This window comes from Halosimplex rubrum (genome assembly GCF_013415885.1).
Classification (GTDB): Archaea; Halobacteriota; Halobacteria; order Halobacteriales; family Haloarculaceae; genus Halosimplex; species Halosimplex rubrum.
This window is the reverse complement of sequence record NZ_CP058910.1, coordinates 4,432,441-4,452,516: the sequence shown is the minus strand read 5'-3', so window position 1 is coordinate 4,452,516 and position 20,076 is coordinate 4,432,441. Positions and strand designations below refer to the sequence as shown.

At 68.6% G+C, this 20,076-nt stretch carries 15 protein-coding genes; 9 read left to right on the top strand and 6 right to left on the bottom strand.

The window, feature by feature from the left end:
• Positions 1–96: 96 nt before the first annotated feature.
• The 4 genes from HZS55_RS22210 to HZS55_RS22195 all read left to right on the top strand — a co-directional run bounded on the left by HZS55_RS22210 (position 97) and on the right by HZS55_RS22195 (position 4,165).
• Complete coding sequence (locus tag HZS55_RS22210; protein WP_179909706.1) at positions 97–1,398, top strand: M48 family metallopeptidase; 1,302 nt, start codon at positions 97–99, stop codon at positions 1,396–1,398.
• Between the two features lie 105 nt (positions 1,399–1,503).
• Positions 1,504–3,093, top strand: coding sequence for an alpha,alpha-trehalose-phosphate synthase (UDP-forming) (locus HZS55_RS22205; RefSeq protein WP_179909705.1), 1,590 nt, complete (start codon positions 1,504–1,506; stop codon positions 3,091–3,093).
• Complete coding sequence (gene otsB / locus HZS55_RS22200; RefSeq protein ID WP_179909704.1) at positions 3,080–3,889, top strand: trehalose-phosphatase; 810 nt, start codon at positions 3,080–3,082, stop codon at positions 3,887–3,889. Before HZS55_RS22205 ends, otsB begins: the two co-directional genes overlap by 14 nt.
• A 66-nt stretch (positions 3,890–3,955) precedes the next feature.
• Positions 3,956–4,165 (top strand): hypothetical protein, encoded by a 210-nt coding sequence (locus tag HZS55_RS22195; RefSeq protein WP_179909703.1) that lies wholly within the window; start codon positions 3,956–3,958, stop codon positions 4,163–4,165.
• Between the two features lie 35 nt (positions 4,166–4,200).
• Here HZS55_RS22195 and HZS55_RS22190 read toward each other — a convergent pair whose 3' ends face one another.
• The 3 genes from HZS55_RS22190 to HZS55_RS22180 all read right to left on the bottom strand — a co-directional run bounded on the left by HZS55_RS22190 (position 4,201) and on the right by HZS55_RS22180 (position 7,575).
• Positions 4,201–4,443, bottom strand: coding sequence for a hypothetical protein (locus HZS55_RS22190; protein ID WP_135365478.1), 243 nt, complete (start codon positions 4,441–4,443; stop codon positions 4,201–4,203).
• A 149-nt stretch (positions 4,444–4,592) separates the two neighbouring features.
• On the bottom strand, positions 4,593–5,672 hold the full coding sequence (locus HZS55_RS22185) for an NAD(P)/FAD-dependent oxidoreductase (RefSeq protein WP_179909702.1): 1,080 nt from the start codon (positions 5,670–5,672) through the stop codon (positions 4,593–4,595).
• A gap of 127 nt (positions 5,673–5,799) precedes the next feature.
• Positions 5,800–7,575 carry a glycosyltransferase family 39 protein gene (locus HZS55_RS22180; protein ID WP_179909701.1) on the bottom strand — a complete coding sequence of 592 codons (1,776 nt, stop codon included), beginning with the start codon at positions 7,573–7,575 and terminating at the stop codon, positions 5,800–5,802.
• Between the two features lie 192 nt (positions 7,576–7,767).
• On the opposite strand from HZS55_RS22180, the gene HZS55_RS22175 reads away from it, so the two are divergent.
• The 3 genes from HZS55_RS22175 (at position 7,768) to HZS55_RS22165 (ending at position 10,705) form a co-directional block, all read left to right on the top strand.
• A complete protein-coding gene (locus tag HZS55_RS22175; RefSeq protein WP_179909700.1) occupies positions 7,768–8,844 on the top strand; it encodes a Gfo/Idh/MocA family protein in 1,077 nt (358 codons plus the stop codon).
• A gap of 64 nt (positions 8,845–8,908) precedes the next feature.
• Positions 8,909–9,796 carry a hypothetical protein gene (locus tag HZS55_RS22170; RefSeq protein ID WP_179909699.1) on the top strand — a complete coding sequence of 296 codons (888 nt, stop codon included), beginning with the start codon at positions 8,909–8,911 and terminating at the stop codon, positions 9,794–9,796.
• A 69-nt stretch (positions 9,797–9,865) separates the two neighbouring features.
• Positions 9,866–10,705, top strand: a complete 840-nt coding sequence (locus tag HZS55_RS22165) for a sugar phosphate isomerase/epimerase family protein (RefSeq protein ID WP_179909698.1) — start codon at positions 9,866–9,868, stop codon at positions 10,703–10,705.
• A 175-nt stretch (positions 10,706–10,880) separates the two neighbouring features.
• Here the strand turns inward: HZS55_RS22165 and HZS55_RS22160 are convergent, their stop codons facing one another.
• A complete protein-coding gene (locus HZS55_RS22160) occupies positions 10,881–11,102 on the bottom strand; it encodes a DUF7557 family protein (RefSeq protein ID WP_179909697.1) in 222 nt (73 codons plus the stop codon).
• Between the two features lie 208 nt (positions 11,103–11,310).
• Here HZS55_RS22160 and mutS point away from each other — a divergent pair, with 208 nt between their 5' ends.
• Positions 11,311–14,034, top strand: a complete 2,724-nt coding sequence (gene mutS / locus HZS55_RS22155; protein WP_179909696.1) for a DNA mismatch repair protein MutS — start codon at positions 11,311–11,313, stop codon at positions 14,032–14,034.
• On the opposite strand, the gene HZS55_RS22150 is transcribed toward mutS, so the two are convergent.
• A complete protein-coding gene (locus HZS55_RS22150; RefSeq protein ID WP_179909695.1) occupies positions 14,027–15,157 on the bottom strand; it encodes a tyrosine-type recombinase/integrase in 1,131 nt (376 codons plus the stop codon). The genes mutS and HZS55_RS22150 overlap by 8 nt on opposite strands.
• Positions 15,157–15,621, bottom strand: coding sequence for a hypothetical protein (locus HZS55_RS22145; RefSeq protein ID WP_179909694.1), 465 nt, complete (start codon positions 15,619–15,621; stop codon positions 15,157–15,159). The genes HZS55_RS22150 and HZS55_RS22145 overlap by 1 nt, the downstream gene beginning before the upstream one ends.
• Positions 15,622–15,929: 308 nt before the next feature.
• Here HZS55_RS22145 and HZS55_RS22140 point away from each other — a divergent pair, with 308 nt between their 5' ends.
• On the top strand, positions 15,930–19,835 hold the full coding sequence (locus HZS55_RS22140) for a hypothetical protein (protein WP_179909693.1): 3,906 nt from the start codon (positions 15,930–15,932) through the stop codon (positions 19,833–19,835).
• The last annotated feature ends 241 nt before the right edge of the window (positions 19,836–20,076 follow it).

Sequence of the window (20,076 nt, the reverse complement as noted above, 5' to 3'; positions counted from 1 at the left end):
TCTCGCGACCCAGCGGAAGCCGCGGCGACTCGCCCGGGGCGGGTCGGCGAGACGACCAGCGAGGGGATTTAATGGGCCGCTTCCGTATCGGCCGGTATGCTCGCACTCCACGTCGCCTTCCTCGCCCTGCTGGTCGGGACGGAGGCGTTTTTCACCTGGCTGGCGGCGCTGAACGTCCGGTACGGCGCCGAGGCGGTCACCCGCGAAGCCGAGTGGTTCGACGACCGGCTCGACGTCGACGATACCGACGAGCTGCTGGGCTACCAGCGCGCGACGACCGGCGCCTCCCAGTTGGAGGCGTGGGTCGGCCTCGGACTGATCCTGCTGGTGCTGTACTCCGGCCTGCTGGCCGACGCCGTCGCCGCCGTCGAGTCGCTGGGGCTCGGGACCGTGCCCTCGGGCGTCGTCTTCTTCCTCGGCGTCGTCGTTCTCCTCCAGGTCTCCTCGCTCCCGTTCGAGTTCTTCGACACCTTCGTCGTCGAGGAGATATTCGGGTTCAACGAGCAGTCGCCGCGGCTCTGGGTTCGCGACAAACTCGTCGGGCTCGCGGTCGCGCTGGTGTTCACCGCGGCCATCGCCGCGGCGGTCATGTGGGTCGTCGAGTCGTTCCCGGGCCTGTGGTGGCTGGGCGCCTGGGCGCTGTTCGTCGTCTTCTCCCTTTCGATGATGGTGATCTACCCCCGCGTGATCGCGCCGCTGTTCAACGACTTCGAGCCCGTCGAGGAAGGGGAGCTGCACGACGCCGTCACCGAGGTGTTCGACCGCGCCGGCTTCGAGTGCTCGCAGATCTACGTGATGGACGCCAGCCGCCGCAGCGGCCACTCCAACGCCTACTTCGTCGGGTTCGGCGCGACCAAGCGGGTCGTGCTGTTCGACACGCTGGTCGAACAGATGGAGACCGACGAACTCCAGGGCGTGCTCGCCCACGAACTCGCCCACTGGAAGAAGGCTCACATCTGGAAGCGCGTCGGCGCCTCGGCGGTCCAGATGGGCGTCCTGCTGTTCGTCGCCTATCAACTGGTTACCGGCCCCTGGCTCTACGAGCTGTTCGGGCTGGCGACGGGGGCGGGCAAACCAGTCTACGCCGGGCTCGCTCTGGCCGCGCTCGTCCTCCAGCCGCTCTCGCGGCTCACGAGCCCCGTCGAGAACCGGCTCTCGCTGGCCCACGAACGGGAGGCCGACGCCTTCGCCGTCGACGTGATGGGCGACGGCGAGCCGATGGTCGACGCGCTCACCCGCCTCGCCAGCGAGAACCTCTCGAACCCCTTCCCCCACCCCCTCTACGAGACGTTCCACTACACCCATCCCCCGATCCCCGAGCGGGTGCGGGACATCCGTCGGCGGGCCGGCGCGGCCGCCAGCGACGGCGACGATACCCCCGCAGCGAACGCCGATTAGAGGGATCCTACCGCCGTAACACGGGCCCGCAGACGACGCGGCGTGTCCCCGCAGGTGCAAGCCGCGGCCATACCCCCCTGGCGAGGGAAAGACGGGTAGCTCGACATGCCGAACACACATCTGCGTGCGGACCGAGTCGAGACCGACCTCGACCGACTGCTGGCGGCGGTCGGCGACGGACTCGTCGTCGCCTCGAACCGACAACCGTACAGGCACGACTACGGCGACGACGGCGAGGTGACGGTCGACCGGCCGACCGGGGGGCTGACCGCCGGCCTCGACGAGGTCATGCGCCGCGTCGACGGCACGTGGATCGCCTGGGGCGACGGCGAGGCCGACGCGGCCGTCGTCGACGGCGACGACACCGTCTCGGTCCCGCCGGACGACGCGGAGCACTCCTACGCCCTCCGCCGGCTGTGGCTCGACGAAGACGAGGTCGAGGGGTACTACTACGAGGTGGCCAACCAGGTGCTGTGGCCGCTGTGTCACGCCGCGCTGGGCACCGTCGAGAGCTGCGGCGACGCCTGGGTGGACTACCGCCGGGTCAACGACCAGTTCGCCGACGCGATGGCCGACGCCGCGGCCGACGCCGACGGCGACCCGCTCGTCTGGCTCCACGACTACCACCTCGCGCTCGCGCCGCGACAGGTGCGCGAGCGGACCGGCGCCGAGGGGAGCGGCGAGAGCCGTCACGTCGGCGGACCGAGCGCCGACCCGACGCTCGCCCACACCTGGCACATCCCGTGGCCCGGCTGGGACACGTTCCGGGCCTGTCCCAACCGGGCGGCGATCCTCGACGGCCTGCTCGGTAACGACCTGCTCGTCTTCCACGTTCCCCGGTACTGTGAGGCCTTCCTCCGGAGCGCCGACCGCGGGCTCGACGGGACCGCCGTGGACTTCGACGCCGGGACCGTCGACTACCGCGGGCGGACGACGACGGTCCGGGCCGCGCCGATGGGCGTCCCGGTCGACCGCATCCGCGAGCAGGCCGACAGCGCGGAGGCGGCCGGCTTCCGCGCCGCCTTCCGGAAGAACCGCGGCATCGACCGCGACACCCGGCTCGGCGTCGGCGTCGACCGCCTCGACTACACCAAGGGTATCGTCCAGCGCCTCGACGCCATCGAGCGACTCCTCGCGGAGCGACCGGCCTATCGCGGCGAGTTCACCTTCGTCCAGGTCGGCACCGAGAGCCGCTCGGCCATCCCCGCCTACGCCGACTATCAGGACCGCGTCGAGGCGGCCGTCGAGCGGGTCAACGACCGCTTCGCGACCGACGACTGGCGCCCCGTCGTCTACACGACCGACTACGTCTCCGACGAGGGGCTGGCGGGGCTGTACCGCGAGGCCGACCTGGGGGTCGTCAGCCCGGTCCGCGACGGGATGAACCTCGTCGCCCAGGAGTTCGTCGCCGCGGGGGGCGACGACCCCGGCGTCCTCGTCCTGAGCGACCAGGCCGGCGTCCACGACGTCCTCGGCGAGCACGCGGTCTCCGTCCGCCCGCACGACACGGAAGGGTTCGCCGCCGCGCTCGACGACGCGCTGTCGATGTCCGAGCGCGAGCGCCGCCGGCGCGCGAACGCGCTGGCCGACGGCGTCGAGGACGACGACCTCGACTCGTGGCTGGCCGACGTGCTCGGCGCGGTCGCCAGCGTCGCCAGCCCCGACGGGGGTGTCCCCACCCGTGCAGACCACTGACGCCACGCCGCTGTGGCTCGCCCGCGAGACCGTCGCCGACCGCCTCGCGGCCGCCCCCGGCGTCGTCTGCTCGCTGGACTTCGACGGGACGCTCGCCCCCATCGTCGACGACCCCGACGCCGCGGCCATGCCCCCGCCGCTGCGCGAGCGCGTCGTCGCCCTCCGCGACTGCGAGTCCGTCCGCGTCGCCGTCGTCAGCGGCCGCGAACTCGCCGATCTCCGGGAGCGGGTCGCCGTCGAGGGGATCGCCTACGCCGGCAACCACGGCCTCGAACGCCGGGTCGACGGCCGGCGGTCGGTCGCGCCCGACGCCCGCCGGGGCCGCGACGCCGTCGCGCGTGTCTGCGACCGCCTCGACGACCGTCTCGCGCACGTCCCCGGGGTCGAGATCGAGGACAAGGACCTCACCGCGACGGTCCACGTCCGCGACGTGCCCGACGAGCGCGTCCCCGAGGTCGAGCACATCGTCCGCGACACCGTCGAGGAGGCGACGAACGCCGGCGGTCCCGGCATGGAGGTCCGCGACGGCAAGGCGATCCGCGAGATCCGCCCCGCCGTCGACCGGGACAAGGGCCGCGCCGTCGAGCAGTTGGCCGACGAGGCACCCGACGACTGGCACCCCCTCTACGTCGGCGACGACGTGACCGACGAGGACGCGTTCCGCGAACTGGCGGACCGCGAGGACGGTCTCGGCGTCCTCGTCGGCGAGCGCGAGACCGCCGCGGACTACCGGCTGGGGGACCAGCGCGACGTGCGGGAGTTGCTGGACCTGGTCGCCGACGCCCAGTGCGGGTGAACGCGGTGAGGGCGCCTCTCGACGGCTGCCAACAGTAATGTGGCCCGGGACCGAACGCTACGCTCGATGCGGGACCTCCTCCGGGACGCCCTGGCACCGACGCGGTACAACGTGGCCGCGGCTGTCACCGCCGCCGCTTTGCTGTTCGTCGCCTACGTCCTCGTCCCCCACCCCTACGTCCAGTACGGCGCGTGGCTGGTCATCTTCACCGTCTGGATGGTGTGGTTCGTCTACCTCGGCGTCGACCACGTCTACGGGATCGACTCCGAGTCCTGACGCCGAGCCGGCGTCGACGCCACCCGACCGGGGCGTCAGTGGCGGGCGTAGTGGTAGATCGTGCCCCAGACGAACGAGAGCCCGAGGATGACGACGAGCGACCCCGACAGCGGCCGCGGGAGCGCGACGCCGGTGGCGGCGACGAGGCCCGCCGAGACCGACTCCCCGACGGACGCCAGCGGCGGGAGCAACTCCCAGACGTACTTCGAGAGGACGGTCCCGGCCAGCATGCTCACGAGGGCGGCGAGCGCGTGTGACGCCCCGGTCTTCGCCGGCATACACTACTCACCCCGGGCGGACCCGGCCGTCGTCGGGTCGAGCGGAGCGGTTCCGGCCGTCGCAACGAGGACGGGCGCGGTCTGTACCATGATACGGATGTCACTCTCGACGACACAATTCAAACTTTGGGTCGACGGCGTGGCGGTGCTCAGTCGCCGTCCGCCGGCTGTTCTTCGCTCTCGGTCTCCTCGGCCGCTTCGACCCGCGGGCCAGCGGCGTGACCCTCGTGGGCGACCGCCGTCGCGAGCAGTTCCTCCGAGACTGCGGGCACGTCACCCGAGGAGACCGGCCCGAGTTCGTCGATGTCTTCCGTCGAACGCGGGAACGGCCGGGTGTCCATGTGGATCGCGATGCCGGCCTTGGCGCCCTGGCCCATCGCGACGGGGATCTGGTTGTGACCGGGCGTCACGTCGCCGACGGCGTAGACGCCGTCCACGCTGGTGCGGCCGTGGTCGTCGACGGCGACGGTGCCGTCGCCGTCGATCTCGCAGCCGAGCGACTCGTGGAGGTCGGTGTTGTACTCCGAGCCGAGCATCGGGAAGCCGCCGCGGTACTCCCGGACTGTCCCGTCTTCGAACTCGAAGGACTCGAGCCACCCGTCGTCGTCGCGGTTGGAGGCGGTTATCTCCGCCTCGACCACGTCGACGGGGTGATTGTCGAGCATCGCCGCCGTGTCGTCGCTCCACTCGGGGTCGTCGCCCCGCAGCAACACGTCCACGTCGTCGGTGAAGTTCAGCATGATCATCGCGACGTAGGCGGCCGAATCGCCGGTGCCCATCACGTACACCGGCTCGTCGACGAACATGTAGGCGTCGCAGTGCAGACAGTAGTGCAGGCCGCGACCCGTCGGCGGCAGCGGCGGGTCCGGCCGCGTGTCCGAGAAGCCCGTCGCCAGGACGACGCTGTCGGCGCCGTATTCGGCGTCCTCGCCCTCCAGCCGGAACCGCGGGCCGTCGCCGTCGTCGACGCGCTCGGCCGCCTCGATAAAGTCCCGGCGTACGTCGGCGCCGTAGGATTCGACCTGCGATTTGGCGGTCTCGAGGAATTCGACGCCGCTGGTCTCCTCGGTGACGCCGATGACGTTGTGGGTGTCCTGCATCATCGCGGCGCGGCCGCCGCCGCGGTCGACCAGGGCGGTGTCCAGCCCGAGCCGCGTCGTGTAGAGCGCGGCCGTCAGCCCCGCCGGTCCGCCGCCGACCACGACCACGTCGTACTCGCTGTCGCTCATGTACCCGCCGCTAGCGAACGAGCCCGCTTAAACCCCGTTATAGCGGTGACCGCGCACACTCGCGGCGGCACGGGTCGGCCTCGGGCGGTCCGACCGGCGACGGGTCGGCGCGACCCGGCGACCGGAGTCACGTCTCGCAGGAGCCGGTCCGCCGGAGGACGACCGTGTACTGGTCGACGCCCATGTCCTGGGGGTCGCCGTACTGCATCGTCCGCGGGCGGAGGCTCACCCTGAGGAGTCGCTGGGACATCGGTGCGCGACCCTTTCCGTCGAGGAATCGCGGGGTTCGACCGTACTCGCCGGCGACCTCGTAGGGGTAGGTGTCCTCGGCGAGCAGGGCGCGGACGTGTTCCTCGGTCGCGTCGTTCGAGAGGACCGCCGCCCGCTTGCCCCAGCTGTCGGGGGCGAGATAGAGGACCGATCTGTGGTAGTTGAGGACGACGAAGGCGGGACAGCGGAACTCGAAGGTGTCGGGGGCGACGCCGAAGCGGGCGTCGACGCGGTCGGTGTGGGGCACGGCCGCGTCCTGCGGGTCGAGCGTGTAGGTCTCGATGGTGCCGTTCGCGCCGGCCTCGCTTCGCAGGTAGTCGACCGCCTGGTCGCGGGGCTGGGAGGCGTAGGCGAGCGTCCCCGCGCCCGCGTAGGCCGCGCTGGTGACGAGCAGGACGGCGACGACCGCGCGTCCGACCGCGGGTCGGCGCTCGCGCAGGCGGGCGAGCCCGACCGCCAGGACGACGACCAGCAGCGCGGCCACCGGCAGGAGGTGGTGCGTGCGGACGTAGCGCCACGAGGAGAACACCGCGAGGTAGACGGCGACGCCGACCAGCGCCAGCCGCAGGCCGTCGGCGGGCAGCGAATCTTCGCGGACCCGCGCCAGGGCCGCGAGCGCGCCGCCGGCGAGGGCCACGGCCAGCGGGAGGCCGACGCCGTGGAGGTAGCTCCGGAGGATCCACCACCAGCTCGGCCGGACGAGCCAGCCGTGGGGCTCGGACTTCGACCCGAACGCGCGGGCGAGCCGACCGGCGAACTCCGCCGGGGCGCCGAAGAGGATGCTCGGATACCCCGCGGCGACGGTCGCGACCCCTATCAGGACGCCCGTCGCGAGGAACGTCGGCCGGACGGACCCGCTCACGATCCCCGCCTCGGAGCGGCGGGCGCGCTGGAGGTGCGCGACGCCGAGCATCACCGCGCTGACGCCGCCGGAGAGCTTGAACGCGATAGAGACGCCGCCGGCGAGCGCGCCCCAGTAGAACAGCCGGTCGACGCCGGTCTCGACGTAGCGGATCGCGAAGTACAGCGACAGCAGCAGGAAGAACAGTGAGGGCACGTCCTCGCCGCCCTCGTGGGCGAGGATGAGGAGGGCCCAGGTGACCGTCAACAGCGCGGCGGCGAGCCGGCCGGTCGGGCGGTCACGGAGCGTCGTCCCGATGCGGTAGACGACGTAGACGCAGCCGACGGCCATCGCGACGTTGGCCAGTCGGACGAGGAGGACGCCCCAGGTCCACATCCACCCGGGCGTCCGCAGCCAGTGGGTCCAGAAGCCCACGTCGAGGTGGCGACCCATGTCGGCAAAGGCGGGCAACGCGTCCGTCGCGAGGGCGACGACCAGCACCGGGACCAGGGCGATCGCGGCGAGATACATCGCCGAGCCGTAGGTCCGCCAGTAGCCGACGCCCTCGGAGACCGAGCCGAGCCGCGGGTCGTCGAGGACGGTCGCCAGTACCTCGACGGGGTCGACCACGCGCCAGCGCTCGTCCCGGGTCGCGAAGTTGGGCAAGCGATGCCAGACCCAAAAGGACGACAGCAGGAGGGCGGCCAGCAGGATGTACGGGAGGTACGGGTCGGCGCGGAGGTCGTCGCCGACCTGACGTTTCGCCCGCCGGAACGGATCGAGGAGGGCCATCTGTTCGTCCCAACTGGACCAGTGGGAGGGGTAAAAACGACTCGCCTTCGGGCCGAGAGGTGGCCGCTACCACCGGGCGGCGGGACCGGTACACCGGGGACGAACCGGCCGCCGACGGGCGCGCCGGTCGACTCGGGGAACGGTTCGCCCGCTTGGATGGTTTTTTCCTCGGGCGTCGCGAACCCGCGGGACATGACAGTCCGCATCGCGATCGCCGGGATCGGTGCCGTCGCGGCGATGCACGCCGAGTCGGTCGCCGACATTGACGGGGCCGAACTGGTCGCCGGCTCCTGCCGAACGGAGGAACGGGGCCGCGAGTTCGCCGAGGAGTACGACTGCACCTGGTACGCCGACACCGAGGCGATGCTCGACGCCGAGGCCGTCGACGTGCTCTCGGTCTGTACGCCCAGCGGCGCCCACCTCGAACCCGCCCTCGCCGCGGCCGACCGCGGCGTCGACGTGCTCTGCGAGAAGCCCCTCGAGATCACGACCGACCGCATCGACGAGATGGTCGCCGCGGCCGACGAGGCGGGGATCCGGCTCGGCGGGATCTTCAACCAGCGGTACAACCCCGTCGTCCGCAAGCTCCGCGAGGCCGCCAGCGATGGCCGGTTCGGCTCCCTCTCGGTCGCCAACGCCTACGTCCCGTGGTGGCGCGACGACGGCTACTACGACGGCGCGTGGCAGGGCACCGAGGAACTCGACGGCGGCGGCGCGCTGATGAACCAGTCGATCCACGGCATCGACGCGATCCAGTGGATCGCGAGCGCAGGCGGCGCGGGCGGCGAGTCGAACGGAAACCCCGTCGAGGAGGTGTTCGCCTACACCGCGCGACGCGCCCACGACGACGACATCGTGGAGGTCGAGGACTCGGCCGTGGCGGTCCTCCGCTACCGCGACGGGACGCTCGGACAGATCCTGGGCGCGACCTCGATGTACCCGGGGTCGCTGAAACGGCTCCAGATCGCGGGTCGGGACGGCACCGCCGAGATCGAGGAGGACGAACTCGTCACCTGGCGGTTCCGGGAGGAACGCGAGGACGACGAGGCGGTCCGCGCGGAGTTCGGGGAGACGGAGTCTGGAGGTGGCGCCGCCGACCCGATGAGCATCGACTACGCCAACCACCGGCGCAACATCGCCGACTTCCTCGACGCCCGGCGGACGGACGAGCCGTACATGCTCGACGCGAGCGAGGCCCGGAAGGCCGTCGCGATCATCGAGGCCATCTACGAGTCCGCCGAACGTGGCGAGCCGGTGGGGGTCGCGTAGCCAGGTTCAAACGACCGGTTTATCGTCCGACAGGAACTATGTGGTAACGGACATCGGTCGTCGTATGCGCCGACGCGACTTCTGTGGCGTCCTCGGAAGCGCCGCGCTGGCCGGTTGCGGTGGGTTGCTGGACACCGGCCCCGATTCGAACCCCGACTCGCGGTTCGCGGGCGAACCGTGTACGAGCGCGTTCGGCGGGGACGCGACCTGCTACCACGGGGTCGCGAACCGGAACGGCGACCTGGTGTTGGTGCCCGACCGCGAACAGGTCCCGGCGCCCTCGGAGCCGGTCGCATTTACCCTGGAGAACGGCCTGAACACGGGCGTTCGCGTTTCGCTCACGTTTCCGAGAGTGTATCGACTGTTCGAGGGGCGCTGGTTCCGGCTCCCCGACCGACGCCAGGACCAGGGCGGGTCGGCTGATCTCGGGGAGGGTGAGTCGATGCGCTTCGGATTGGCCAACGGGAGGGGGTCGATACCGGAGGACGTCGACTGGGGAGCCGGGAAGGCCTACGGCGCCGGCCAGTTCGCCTACGGCGTCTGGGCGTCGAACCCGGACGTCCTGGCGGTCGCACGCTTCGTCGTCGACGGCGAATCGATGACGCTCTCGCCGCCGGGCGACGCGAAGACGACGCGGTCCGGTTCGGCGATCGAGATCCGCGACGAGCGGTTCGACGAGCGCGACCACTCGCTGACGACCACTTTCAGCGCCAGACCGAACGCCGAAGAGACGGTCGCCGTCCCACCGGAGGTGTGCCACGGGCAGTGGGAACTCCGATGCATCGCGTGCCTGCGGCGGGAGGGGGTGTCGACCGTCCGCGTCCACACCGAGGACCGGGGGTTCTTTCGGACGCCGCTGGGGTGGCTCGACGCCGCCGGCGCGCCCACGTCGGACGACACGGTCTACGAGGTCGGCCCGACGGCGTTCACCGTCACGGAACGGTCGGTCTGACCGGCGCCACTACGGGCGCACCTCTCCGGGGGCGCAAGACAGACGGTCCCACGCCTCGACCCGCGAGTCATGACCGACCCCCTGCCGATCAGCGGGTTCGCCGACGAGATCGCCGACGATCTGGACGACCAGCTGTCGACCCTGGAATCGCTCGACATCTCCCACCTCGACCTGCGCGGCGTCTGGAACGAAAACGCGCTGGACCTCTCCGAGGACCGCATCGACGACCTCGAAGCGACGCTGGACGACCGCGGGTTCTCGGTCACCTCCATCGGCTCGCCGACCGGCAAGATCGGGATCGAAGACGACTTCGAGCCCCACATGGAGCGCCTGGACCGCGCGCTCGAACTCGCGAACCGCTTCGACACCGACGGGGTGCGCGTGTTCTCCTACTACATTCCCGACGGCGACGATCCCGCCGACCACCGCGAGGAGGTCCTGCGCCGGACCGAGGTCGCCGTCGAAAAGGCCGACGACGCGGGCGTGACACTCCTCTTGGAGAACGAGAAGGACATCTACGGCGACACGCCCGGGCGGATGCGGGATCTCCTGACGACCGTGGACTCACCGCACCTCCGTGCGGTCTTCGACCCCGCGAACTACCTCGAAATCGGCGTGCGACCGTACCCCGACGCGCTGCTGCAGGTCGTCGAGTACGTCGAACAGGTCCACGTCAAGGACGCCGAGTTCGGCGAGCGTGGGGGGATCCGACCCGCCGGCGAGGGCGACGGCCGCATCGGCGAGACCGTGGCCGCACTCCGTGATCGGGGCTTCGACGGCGCGCTGTCGCTGGAGCCCCATCTGGCCTTCGCGGGCTCGGACTACGGCTACAGCGGCCCCGAGGGGTTCGAGGCCGCGGCCGAGGCGCTGAAAGGGGAACTGGAGTCGGCGGGCGTCGCCTACGAGTAGCGTCGAACGGGGCGGCGGTCGACAGATCTACGTGTCGACGATGTCGACGTCCATCAGTTCGTGGATCGGGCGCTTGTCGAAATCGTTCGCGTTCGCCGTCGCGAGGGTCGCCCCCGCCTGTCGGGCGGCTCATTGGTGTACTTCCGAAAGACGTCGTTGTCGAGACAGAGCATCGTCACTCGCTCGAACGCGCTTCGAGCGACTCGTTCAGATCCCCGTGAGCGTCACTCATCCCGTCCGCGACACCGTCGCCACCGAATCCAGCCATCTCGCGGACCTCGGCCTCGGTTCGACTGACGGCCAGTCGATCGAGCAGGTCGTCGAACGTCTCGTCGTCTCGTTTCAGCGCCTCGAGCTTTCGCTTCGTCGCCTCGGAGATGCGGATGGACGTGCTCATGTTGCATACGATGTATTCGAGTTGAGAATACCTTGCGCCCGTTCACTCCTCGAACTCGACCAGGCGGGCGTCGACTACGAGTGATCCCAGGCAAACTGTTTTCAGAAGAGATGGACTCGGAAACATGGACGGCGACCCCGTCCTCCCGGTCGACCACGTTCGCCGCGGACCCGTAGCCTTTTACCTCGGTTCGGACACACCACCCTGTATGACAGAGGCGACGGGTATCGTCGGGGAGTTCCTCTCGCTCAAGGAGGAGACCGACGCCGACATTCTCGCGATGCAGTGCGGCGACTTCTACGAGTTCTTCGCGGAGGACGCCGAGCTCGTCGCCGACGAGCTGGATCTCAAGGTGTCACAGAAAGGGTCCCACGGTTCGTCGTATCCGATGGCCGGCGTGCCGCTGGACGACCTGACGCCGTATCTCTCCGCGCTCGTCGAGCGGGGCTACCGGGTGGCCGTCGCCGACCAGTACGAGACCGACGACGGCCACGCCCGGGAGATCACGCGAATCGTGACCCCGGGCACCCACCTCGAAACGAGCGACGACGACGCGCAGTACCTCGCGGCGGTCGTCCGCGAGGACGGAGACGGCGACGACGCCACCTACGGCATCGCCGTCGCGGACGTGACGACCGGGCAGTTCCTCGTCACCGAGCAGTCGGGGGCGGACGCGACGAGCGCGGCACTCACCGAGTTGTACAAGTTCGACCCCGCGGAGGTGCTGCCCGGCCCCGACATCCGCTCGGACGATGGCTTCCTCGACGAGGTCCGCGAGCGAACCGACGCCTCGCTGTCGCTGCACACCACGGAAGCGTTCGCGCCGGGCCGCGCTCGCCACCGCGTCCGCGAGCAGTTCGGCGGCGAGACCCTGGAGAGCGTCGGCATCGCCGACGCGGACGCCGCGGTCCGCGCGGCGGGCGCGGTCGTCTCCTACGTCGACGAGACGGGCGCGGGCGTGCTGGCGTCGATGACGCGTCTGCAGTCGTTCGACGAGTCCGCCTACGTCGACCTGGACGCGACGACCCAGCGCAACCTCGAACTCACGGAGACGATGCAGGGCGAGCGGTCGGGGTCGCTGTTCGACACGGTCGACCACACCGTCACGAGCGCCGGCGGGCGGCTCCTCCGGGAGTGGCTCCAGCGCCCGCGCCGCTCGCGCGAGGTCCTCACTCGGCGCCAGTCGACCGTCGCGGCGCTGGCCGAGTCGGCGATGGCTCGCGACCAGTTGCGGGAGACGCTGGGCGACGCCTACGACCTCGAACGGCTGGCCTCGAAGGCCGCGTCGGGCAGCGCCGACGCCCGCGACCTGCGCGCGGTGCAGACGACGCTCGCGCTGTTACCGGCGGTCGGCGAACTGGTCGCCGAGACCGAGCGACTCGCCGACTCGCCGCTCGCGGACGTGCTCGACCGCCCGGATCGGGCGGCCGCCGCCGAACTCGCCGCCGACCTGGACGAGGCGCTCGTCGAGGACCCGCCGGGAACCGTGACGCAGGGCGGGCTGATCCGGCGAGGGTTCGACCCCGAACTGGACGAGATCGTCGACGACCACGAGTCGGCGCTCGACTGGATCGAGGAACTGCCCGAGCGGGAGAAGCGCAAGACCGGCATCACCCACCTCTCGGTCGACCGCAACAAGACCGACGGCTACTACATCCAGGTCGGCAAGAGCGAGACCGACCAGGTGCCCGAGGAGTACGAGCAGATAAAGACGCTCAAAAACTCCGAACGGTACGTTATCGACGAACTCGCGGAGAAAGAGCGGGCGATCCTCCGACTGGAGGAACGGCGCCACGAGATGGAGCGGGAGATCTTCGAGCGACTGCGCGACCGGGTGGCCGCGCGGGCCGAGATCTTGCAGGAGACCGGGCGGGCGCTCGCCGAGTGCGACGCGCTGGCGAGCCTGGCCGCCCACGCCGTCCGCAACGACTGGACCCGGCCCGAACTCTCCGACGGGCGCGAACTGTCGGTCGAGCAGGGACGACATCCGGTCGTCGAGCAGACGACGCAGTTCGTCCCGAACGACCTCCGGATGGATGAGGAGCGGCAGTTCCTCGTCGTCACCGGCCCGAACATGAGCGGGAAGTCGACGTACATGCGCCAGGCGGCGCTGATCACGCTACTCGCCCAGGTCGGCAGCTTCGTCCCCGCCCGCTCGGCGCGGGTGGGGCTTGTCGACGGTATCTACACGAGAGTGGGGGCGCTGGACGAACTCGCGCAGGGCCGGTCGACGTTCATGGTCGAGATGCAGGAACTTTCCAATATCCTCCACTCGGCGACCGACGAGTCGCTCGTGATCCTCGACGAGGTCGGCCGCGGGACCGCGACGTACGACGGCATCTCCATCGCGTGGGCGGCGACGGAGTATCTCGCTAACCAGATCCAGGCCAAGACCCTCTTCGCGACGCACTACCACGAGCTCACGGCACTGGGTAAGGAGTTGCCGACAGTGGAGAACGTCCACGTTGCAGCCGACGAACGCGACGGTGACGTGACCTTCCTGCGGACCGTCGAGGACGGGCCGACCGACCGGTCCTACGGTGTCCACGTCGCGGATCTCGCCGGCGTCCCCGACCCCGTCGTCGATCGGTCACGTGACGTGCTCGACAGACTCCGCGAGGAGAAAGCGATCGAAGTCCAGGGGAGCGACGGGGGAGACGGCGGCGGGACCGAACAGGTCGTGTTCGATCTGGGGTCTGGCGAGCTCGTGGCCGGTGACTCGAACGGTTCCCAGCAGCAAGTCGCGACCGACGGGAGCCAGATAGAGGCGCCCGCCGAGGAACAGAACGGTCAGTCGCTCGATCCGGAGACCGAAGCCATCCTCGACGAACTCGGGAACATTGATGTCAACGAAACATCACCCGTCGAACTGATGGCGAAAGTCCAGACCTGGCAGGAGCAACTCGACGACAGCGACGCTGACGTCAGCTGAGCTGTGGCACCGAGACATCGAGACTGTATATCTCACGTCGATACGGCTCCTCAATGTCCTCGTAATAGGTGTGGAGGTAGTGATGCATCGCAGAGTCATCTGCGGCTGGATCACCGACGACATCGCCACGCATGTACTGAACGAGCTCGCGCGGGAGATCCTGTTCCGTCCGCCAGTACGTCGTGAAGTAATGACGCCCGAAGTGGGAGGTGATCGCTCGGTACTCTGCCGTCTCGGCAAACGCTGGATGGAACGTCTCCTTCCACGCTCGATTGACAGTCTTCGTACCGACTGGCCCGCCACCGGACAAGACGAACAGCCAGTCGTCGATCCATGTCGGCCGCACGCGGAGATATCGACGGAGGAGTGATTGGAGTTCGGCGTCGAGTGGCAGGATCCGTGGAACGTGGGACTTGTTGCCGTCTCGTTCGTGTTTCGACGGGATGTAGATCGCATTCGGCCGGCCAGCGAGGCGCTCGTGTGTCCCCAACGGATAGTACTCGGTGAGTTCCTCGTCCACCAAGTTGACATCCTGTAGCCGGACGTTACAGAGTTCGCCTACCCGCAGCCCGAGCTTGAGCTGCGTCGCCAATTGTACCTGGGTTCGGAGGTCGGTGATGCTCCCAATTCGGGCCTGGAGTTCCGCACGCGAGATCGGCGGGGGAGATTTGTCCGCGGTGTCGTCGAACGTCTCCCAGTCGATCTGATCGCGCGCCAGAGCAACCGGATTGTACCGTTCGGTGTGTGGGAGTGCCGAGTCTCGCTGCCAGAATCGAAACGCGCGGTCGAGTTTCTGCAGTTTCTGCCGGATCGTCGCGACGGCGTCGTTCCCTTGTTCGACCTGGAGCCACCGTGCGAACCCACGAACATGGGCAGCGTTCGGACACGCCGGGTGGCGACCGACGTCGGCCATGTAGGTTCGCCACTGCTGAAACGCGATCCGATACTGCGTGACGGTTCGGTCGGCAATATCGCCACCACGGAGCACATCAGTGACGAATAACTCGAACGGGTCAGCGGTCACCTCTCGAAAGGTCGATTCGTACGTTTCGAGCGGGTCGACCTCGCAGTCGAAGCCGTCGGCAAGGGTCGCCCGGAGTTGCGCGGGGTCACGCGGTGCCATCAGCACTCCCTCCGCGCGATCTTCGCCGCCCAGATCGTCGCGACGGCGTCGTGCTGTGCGGCCGCCATCAGGACGGGATTGTAACAGTGGACGTGGTCGGGGTGGTACCGTAGCCACTCGTAGAACGCTTCCAGCTTCGTGAAGTAGATCTGGTAGGCCGAGAGCGGTTGGCACCGGTCGAGGATCGTCTCCGCCCAGGTCTCGATGTCCAGTGGGCGTGCGAGTGCGTGGTGTCGACCGCGGTCGGCCATGTGTTGCTTCCACGTCCGCGCAGTCCGGTCGACGTGAGTGGTGTATCGCTGACTGGTGTGCGTCGCTGTCGCCTGGTCTGCCCACGTCGACCAGATGTCGGTGCCATCGTAGCGGTCGGCGTAGCTGCCGAGTCGCAACGACTCGGGAACCGCGTCGAGCTGTTTGTAGATGCCGAGACGTGCCGTCGGCGTTGCTGGTTTGCTCTCAGTCATTGATATACGGCCAATTGTTCGCGGCCGCCACCCCTCGCGGGCGCGAAAAACACGTCGCGCGATTCACCCCGGAACCAATCGCCTACATATTCAGATCCAACTACATTAATATGGCATGAGGATATCAGGACCTGGTATGCGAGCGTCTGGTCAGGTGACGACCGCGCCATGGGGGGACCGCCAGGCCTCGGGCCATTCGGAGTCCCTGTCGTGGGGAGTCGACCGGTTCATCAGTCGAGCGTGCGATCACGATCACAGTCGAGGGGAAGGAATGTCGCTCGGAGCAGTCCGAAGGGGGGAAAGGCCAGATGGCAAGTGACGCGCCCGATGGCGGGGACGAGCAGCCAGCCACGGACACCACGCCGGCGGTTCCGGTTCCGGTCGCGGACGAGATACGGACCGACGAGTCCGCATCGATGGCCGACAGGATCGAACCTCGTCCGTACATCGAGATCCGGCCCGCGGAGACATCAGTCGACCCGACCGCTGTGACGCGAGCGATGCGACGGATCGAGGCACTGCTCGCCGACCGGACACAGACCGGCGTGCTCCGGACGATCCGGGGGAAGCGACGGGAGCCGCTCGTCGAATGGGTGATCGTCTCCGACGGTCGCCCCGACCCGCAGCTCCGGTATCTCGTCGGGACGAACGATGCCGAGCTGATCGAAGACCTGCGCGGGCTCCTCCGGCAGTGTTTCCCGTCGACCTACGAACTGCGGGATGTCACGTGGCATCCGCGATACGTCGAGGAGTTCCTGCCGATCGCCGACCCGAAAACGGGCGGCCACTCGATCACGTTTCCGACCGGCGAAGTGCTCGACACGACGGTCACACCGTACGTCGCGGGCGTCGACTACTACGGCCAGACGAAGCGGAGTCGAGACTGGCAGACACCGCTGACGCCGTTTGCCGACCGGACAGCGTCGACGCGTCGCTCGAAGTCATCGTCTCGTCGATCGAACCGGTCCGGGAGCGAGCACGACGGGTCCCATGGACCGTCACTCGCGGCGCTGATTGAGACGATGAGCAACGCATCGGTCCCGGTCGTCTACCAGCTGGTCTGTCAGTCCTACGGCGACTGGAGCGGGCAAGCAGACGAGTATCGTGCCGAACTCGAGGACGGGACGGCCTCGCTGGGTGGCCGGTTCTGGAAGGCCGTCTCTCCGCGGACCGAGGAAGAGCGCGAGCGATACACGCCGCCGGCGTCGAACCGCAAGCGCATCGAGGCGATCGACGAGCGTGATCCACAGCGGACGCTCCGCGTCTCTGCGCGGGCCGTCGCGCTGACGCGGACGGACAAACAGCGTGCCGAGACAGTCGCTCGGCAGCTGACGACTGCTCTGAGCGGTGTCGACGGGCCGTATCACGAGATACGCGGCGAGGTCGTCACCGACGCGGATCTCAAGCCGCTCGGCGAGACGCCACCGGGGACGGCGCTGTTCGAGGACTTGCTCGAACGCACGGTCCATCCGGAGACCTACGAATCGGTTGCGAACAAGCTCCCGTGTAACCAGTTCCGGAGCCGGGGGATCGTCGTCGCGCCAGCGGAACTCCCGGGACTGTGTCTCGTCGACGGGACGGACCTCACACCCGATGGCACCCGCGCGCTCGCGACGCGGCCGATAGAACAGACCGCGCTGATGCTTCCCCCGCCACAGCAGCTCATGCGGTACACGCCACCGGGGATGGCGCTGTGTATGCCACTGACACACGACCGCCAGCCCTACGGCCAGCCGTTCTATCTCCGGCCGAGCCACCAGGACCGCCACCTCGTCGTCGTCGGGGACACCGGCTCCGGGAAGTCCGTCCTCCTCGAAGGCGGGATCGTCACGAACGCCGCGGCGACCGACGGCCCCGAGATCCTCTTCGACTACAAGGGGGGTGGCACCGCCGAGGAGTATCTCCGAGCCCATTACGCCGAATACGGCGACCTCGACGACGTGCGATACTTCGATCTGTCGCGCGTGTTGCCCGCCTTCTCCTTTTTCGACATCGAACCGCTTCTCGAGGCGGGCGTCCCCAGGGAAGAGGCCCGCTCGCGGAAGGCCAACCACTACGCGGAGATCCTCAAGGGCGTGATGGGTGCCGAGGCCTACGGCAAGGCTGCCGAGTCGGTCAAGGCGATCCGCAACCACATCCGCGCGCTCTACGACCCCGTCCACGGGAGCGACGTGATCTCCCACGCGGACCTGTACGACGCGCTCCAGCGGACCCAGCGTGGTGAGGCGATGCCGTCGACGACCGACGAGACCCTGACCGACTACTTCAACGGCCTCGACGAGCGTGACCGCGACGTCTTCAACAGCATCCTCGGCGGTGCGGTCGGCCGCGTCGAGACGATCGCGACGGACGGCAGACTCGCCCCGGTCTTCGAACACACCCCCGCCGAGGGCGCGGACGACGGGCCGGAATCGACCCAGCCATCCTTCAACTTCACCGAACTCATCGACGAGGACACGGTCGTCATCTTCGATTTCGCGGGGATGGACGGGACGGTCAAGCGGACGCTGACACTGGTCATCCTCTCGAACTGCTGGACGGCGCTCAAAGCCCGCGAGCAGCGTCGCGATTACGCCGACGAGGATCCGCCACAGGTCAATCTCTATCTCGAAGAGGCGCGCGATATCGGAGCGACGAAACTGCTCGACACGTTGCTCTCTGAGGGGCGCAGTTTCGGCCTCTCGCTCGCGCTTGGCTTGCAGTTTCTCGAACAGCTGGACTCGCCCGATCCCGACCGCGACACCTACCAGGAAGCGCTCAACGAGACGGCGACGTTCGTCGTCGGGAACGTCGCGGTCGATACGGACCTGTCGCGCGTCCTCGCGACGGACGCGATGTCGCCTGAGGCGGTCGACAGGCGCCTTACCGGCATGAGTCGCGGCGAGTGGCTCGTCCGTCCCGGAACCGAGTTCGGCGAGCGAACGGTGCGACCGTTCCTGGCACAGTCGCTCGCGGCCCCGGCAGGGCATCCGGCCAGCGACGACCCGCTCTCGGAGGCCGAAGAGCGCGCGTTCCAGGCCGCCTTCGCGGAAGTCCGTGAGCGGACTGCCGAGACGGCGGGCCTTCGACAGCACGACGCCGTCGAGTCGACTCCGGACGACGAGGCGTCCGACGAGGCCGACGGCGAGGCCGACACAACAGACGCTGAGACGGCCCAATCCGCGGAGCCGATCCATCCGGATCTCCGTACCGACACACTCCTACCACATACGCGGCGCATGCCCGACTGTGTCGCCTACAACGACCGGGCCGATGCGCTATGCTGTGACCGGTGTGACAATCGCTACGACCCATCCATCGACGGGATGATCCGGGCCATCGAGTGCTGTCACACTCTTGAGGTGGTCGACACCGACGACATCCCCGTCTGTGAGTGCAACCTGAAGCTCTCGGCCGAAGAGATCCTCGCCTCGGAATGGTCCTTGACGCAGCTGCTGTTCGTCCAGACAGTCTACAACGCCGAACAGCGCCGCTACGACCCACCGGAGTACGACCTCAAGACGGACTCGATGCTCCGTCTGGAGGAATACGTCGGGATCGACAGGGAGCAGCTCCAGCCACTGCTGGACGCGGATCTAGTGCGACACGACACCGACCATCCACACCGCATGTACTCTGTCTCGCCCGCCGGACGGGACGCTATCGGCGAATCCTATCGACGGGGCGTCGACTACGGTCATGGCCGGGGCGACCTCGAGGAGTCCAGCGAACACGTCTTCGGCGTCGAACTGGGGATCGAGTTACTCGAAGAACAGTACAGAGACGACCCCGAGTCGGCCGTCGAGACGGTCTCTCCCTACCACGAACTTCAGGAGGGGTCGCTCCCGGCAGCGGCGTTCATGGGCGACGGCGCCGATCTCGACGCCGACGACGGGGGCTACGACCGACGCCGCCTCGACGTGGCCGGCCTCGACAGCGAGGGCAACGTCGTCGTCACCGTCGAGGTCGAACGCATCAACAACGACGTCCACCGGGCAGTCCCCGAAGATTACGACAAGATGGCCGCCTGCGACCCCGAGGAAGCGATCTGGATCGTCATGTCCCGCACGGACGGCCACCAGGTGCTGTCGGTCCTGAACGACCCACCGGAGGGCGACCCTCGCGTCGAGAAGACCTACAGTCCCAACACCCCACCACAGCAGTTCCGGATCGACCGGCCGGGCATGACGGCGATCTATCCGGCCGAGTACGTGCGGGACACACTACTCGAATAAGTTCGATATGTTGATCGGTTGTTGTAATATCCAAACGAACAAAAAGGATTTCCAGGGACCCGGTCTCCGAGTTTCCCGACCGACTAGTGACGACACGAACGGGGAGACCGCTGACCACGACGCCCGGACCCCCCCGAACCCAAATCGCAGCCGAGACCACTCAACGATGATCGCAACACGCCACCGACAGCTGGAATCGATCCGGGACAGTTCGCCCCCGCGAAAGAGCGTCCGCGACGGA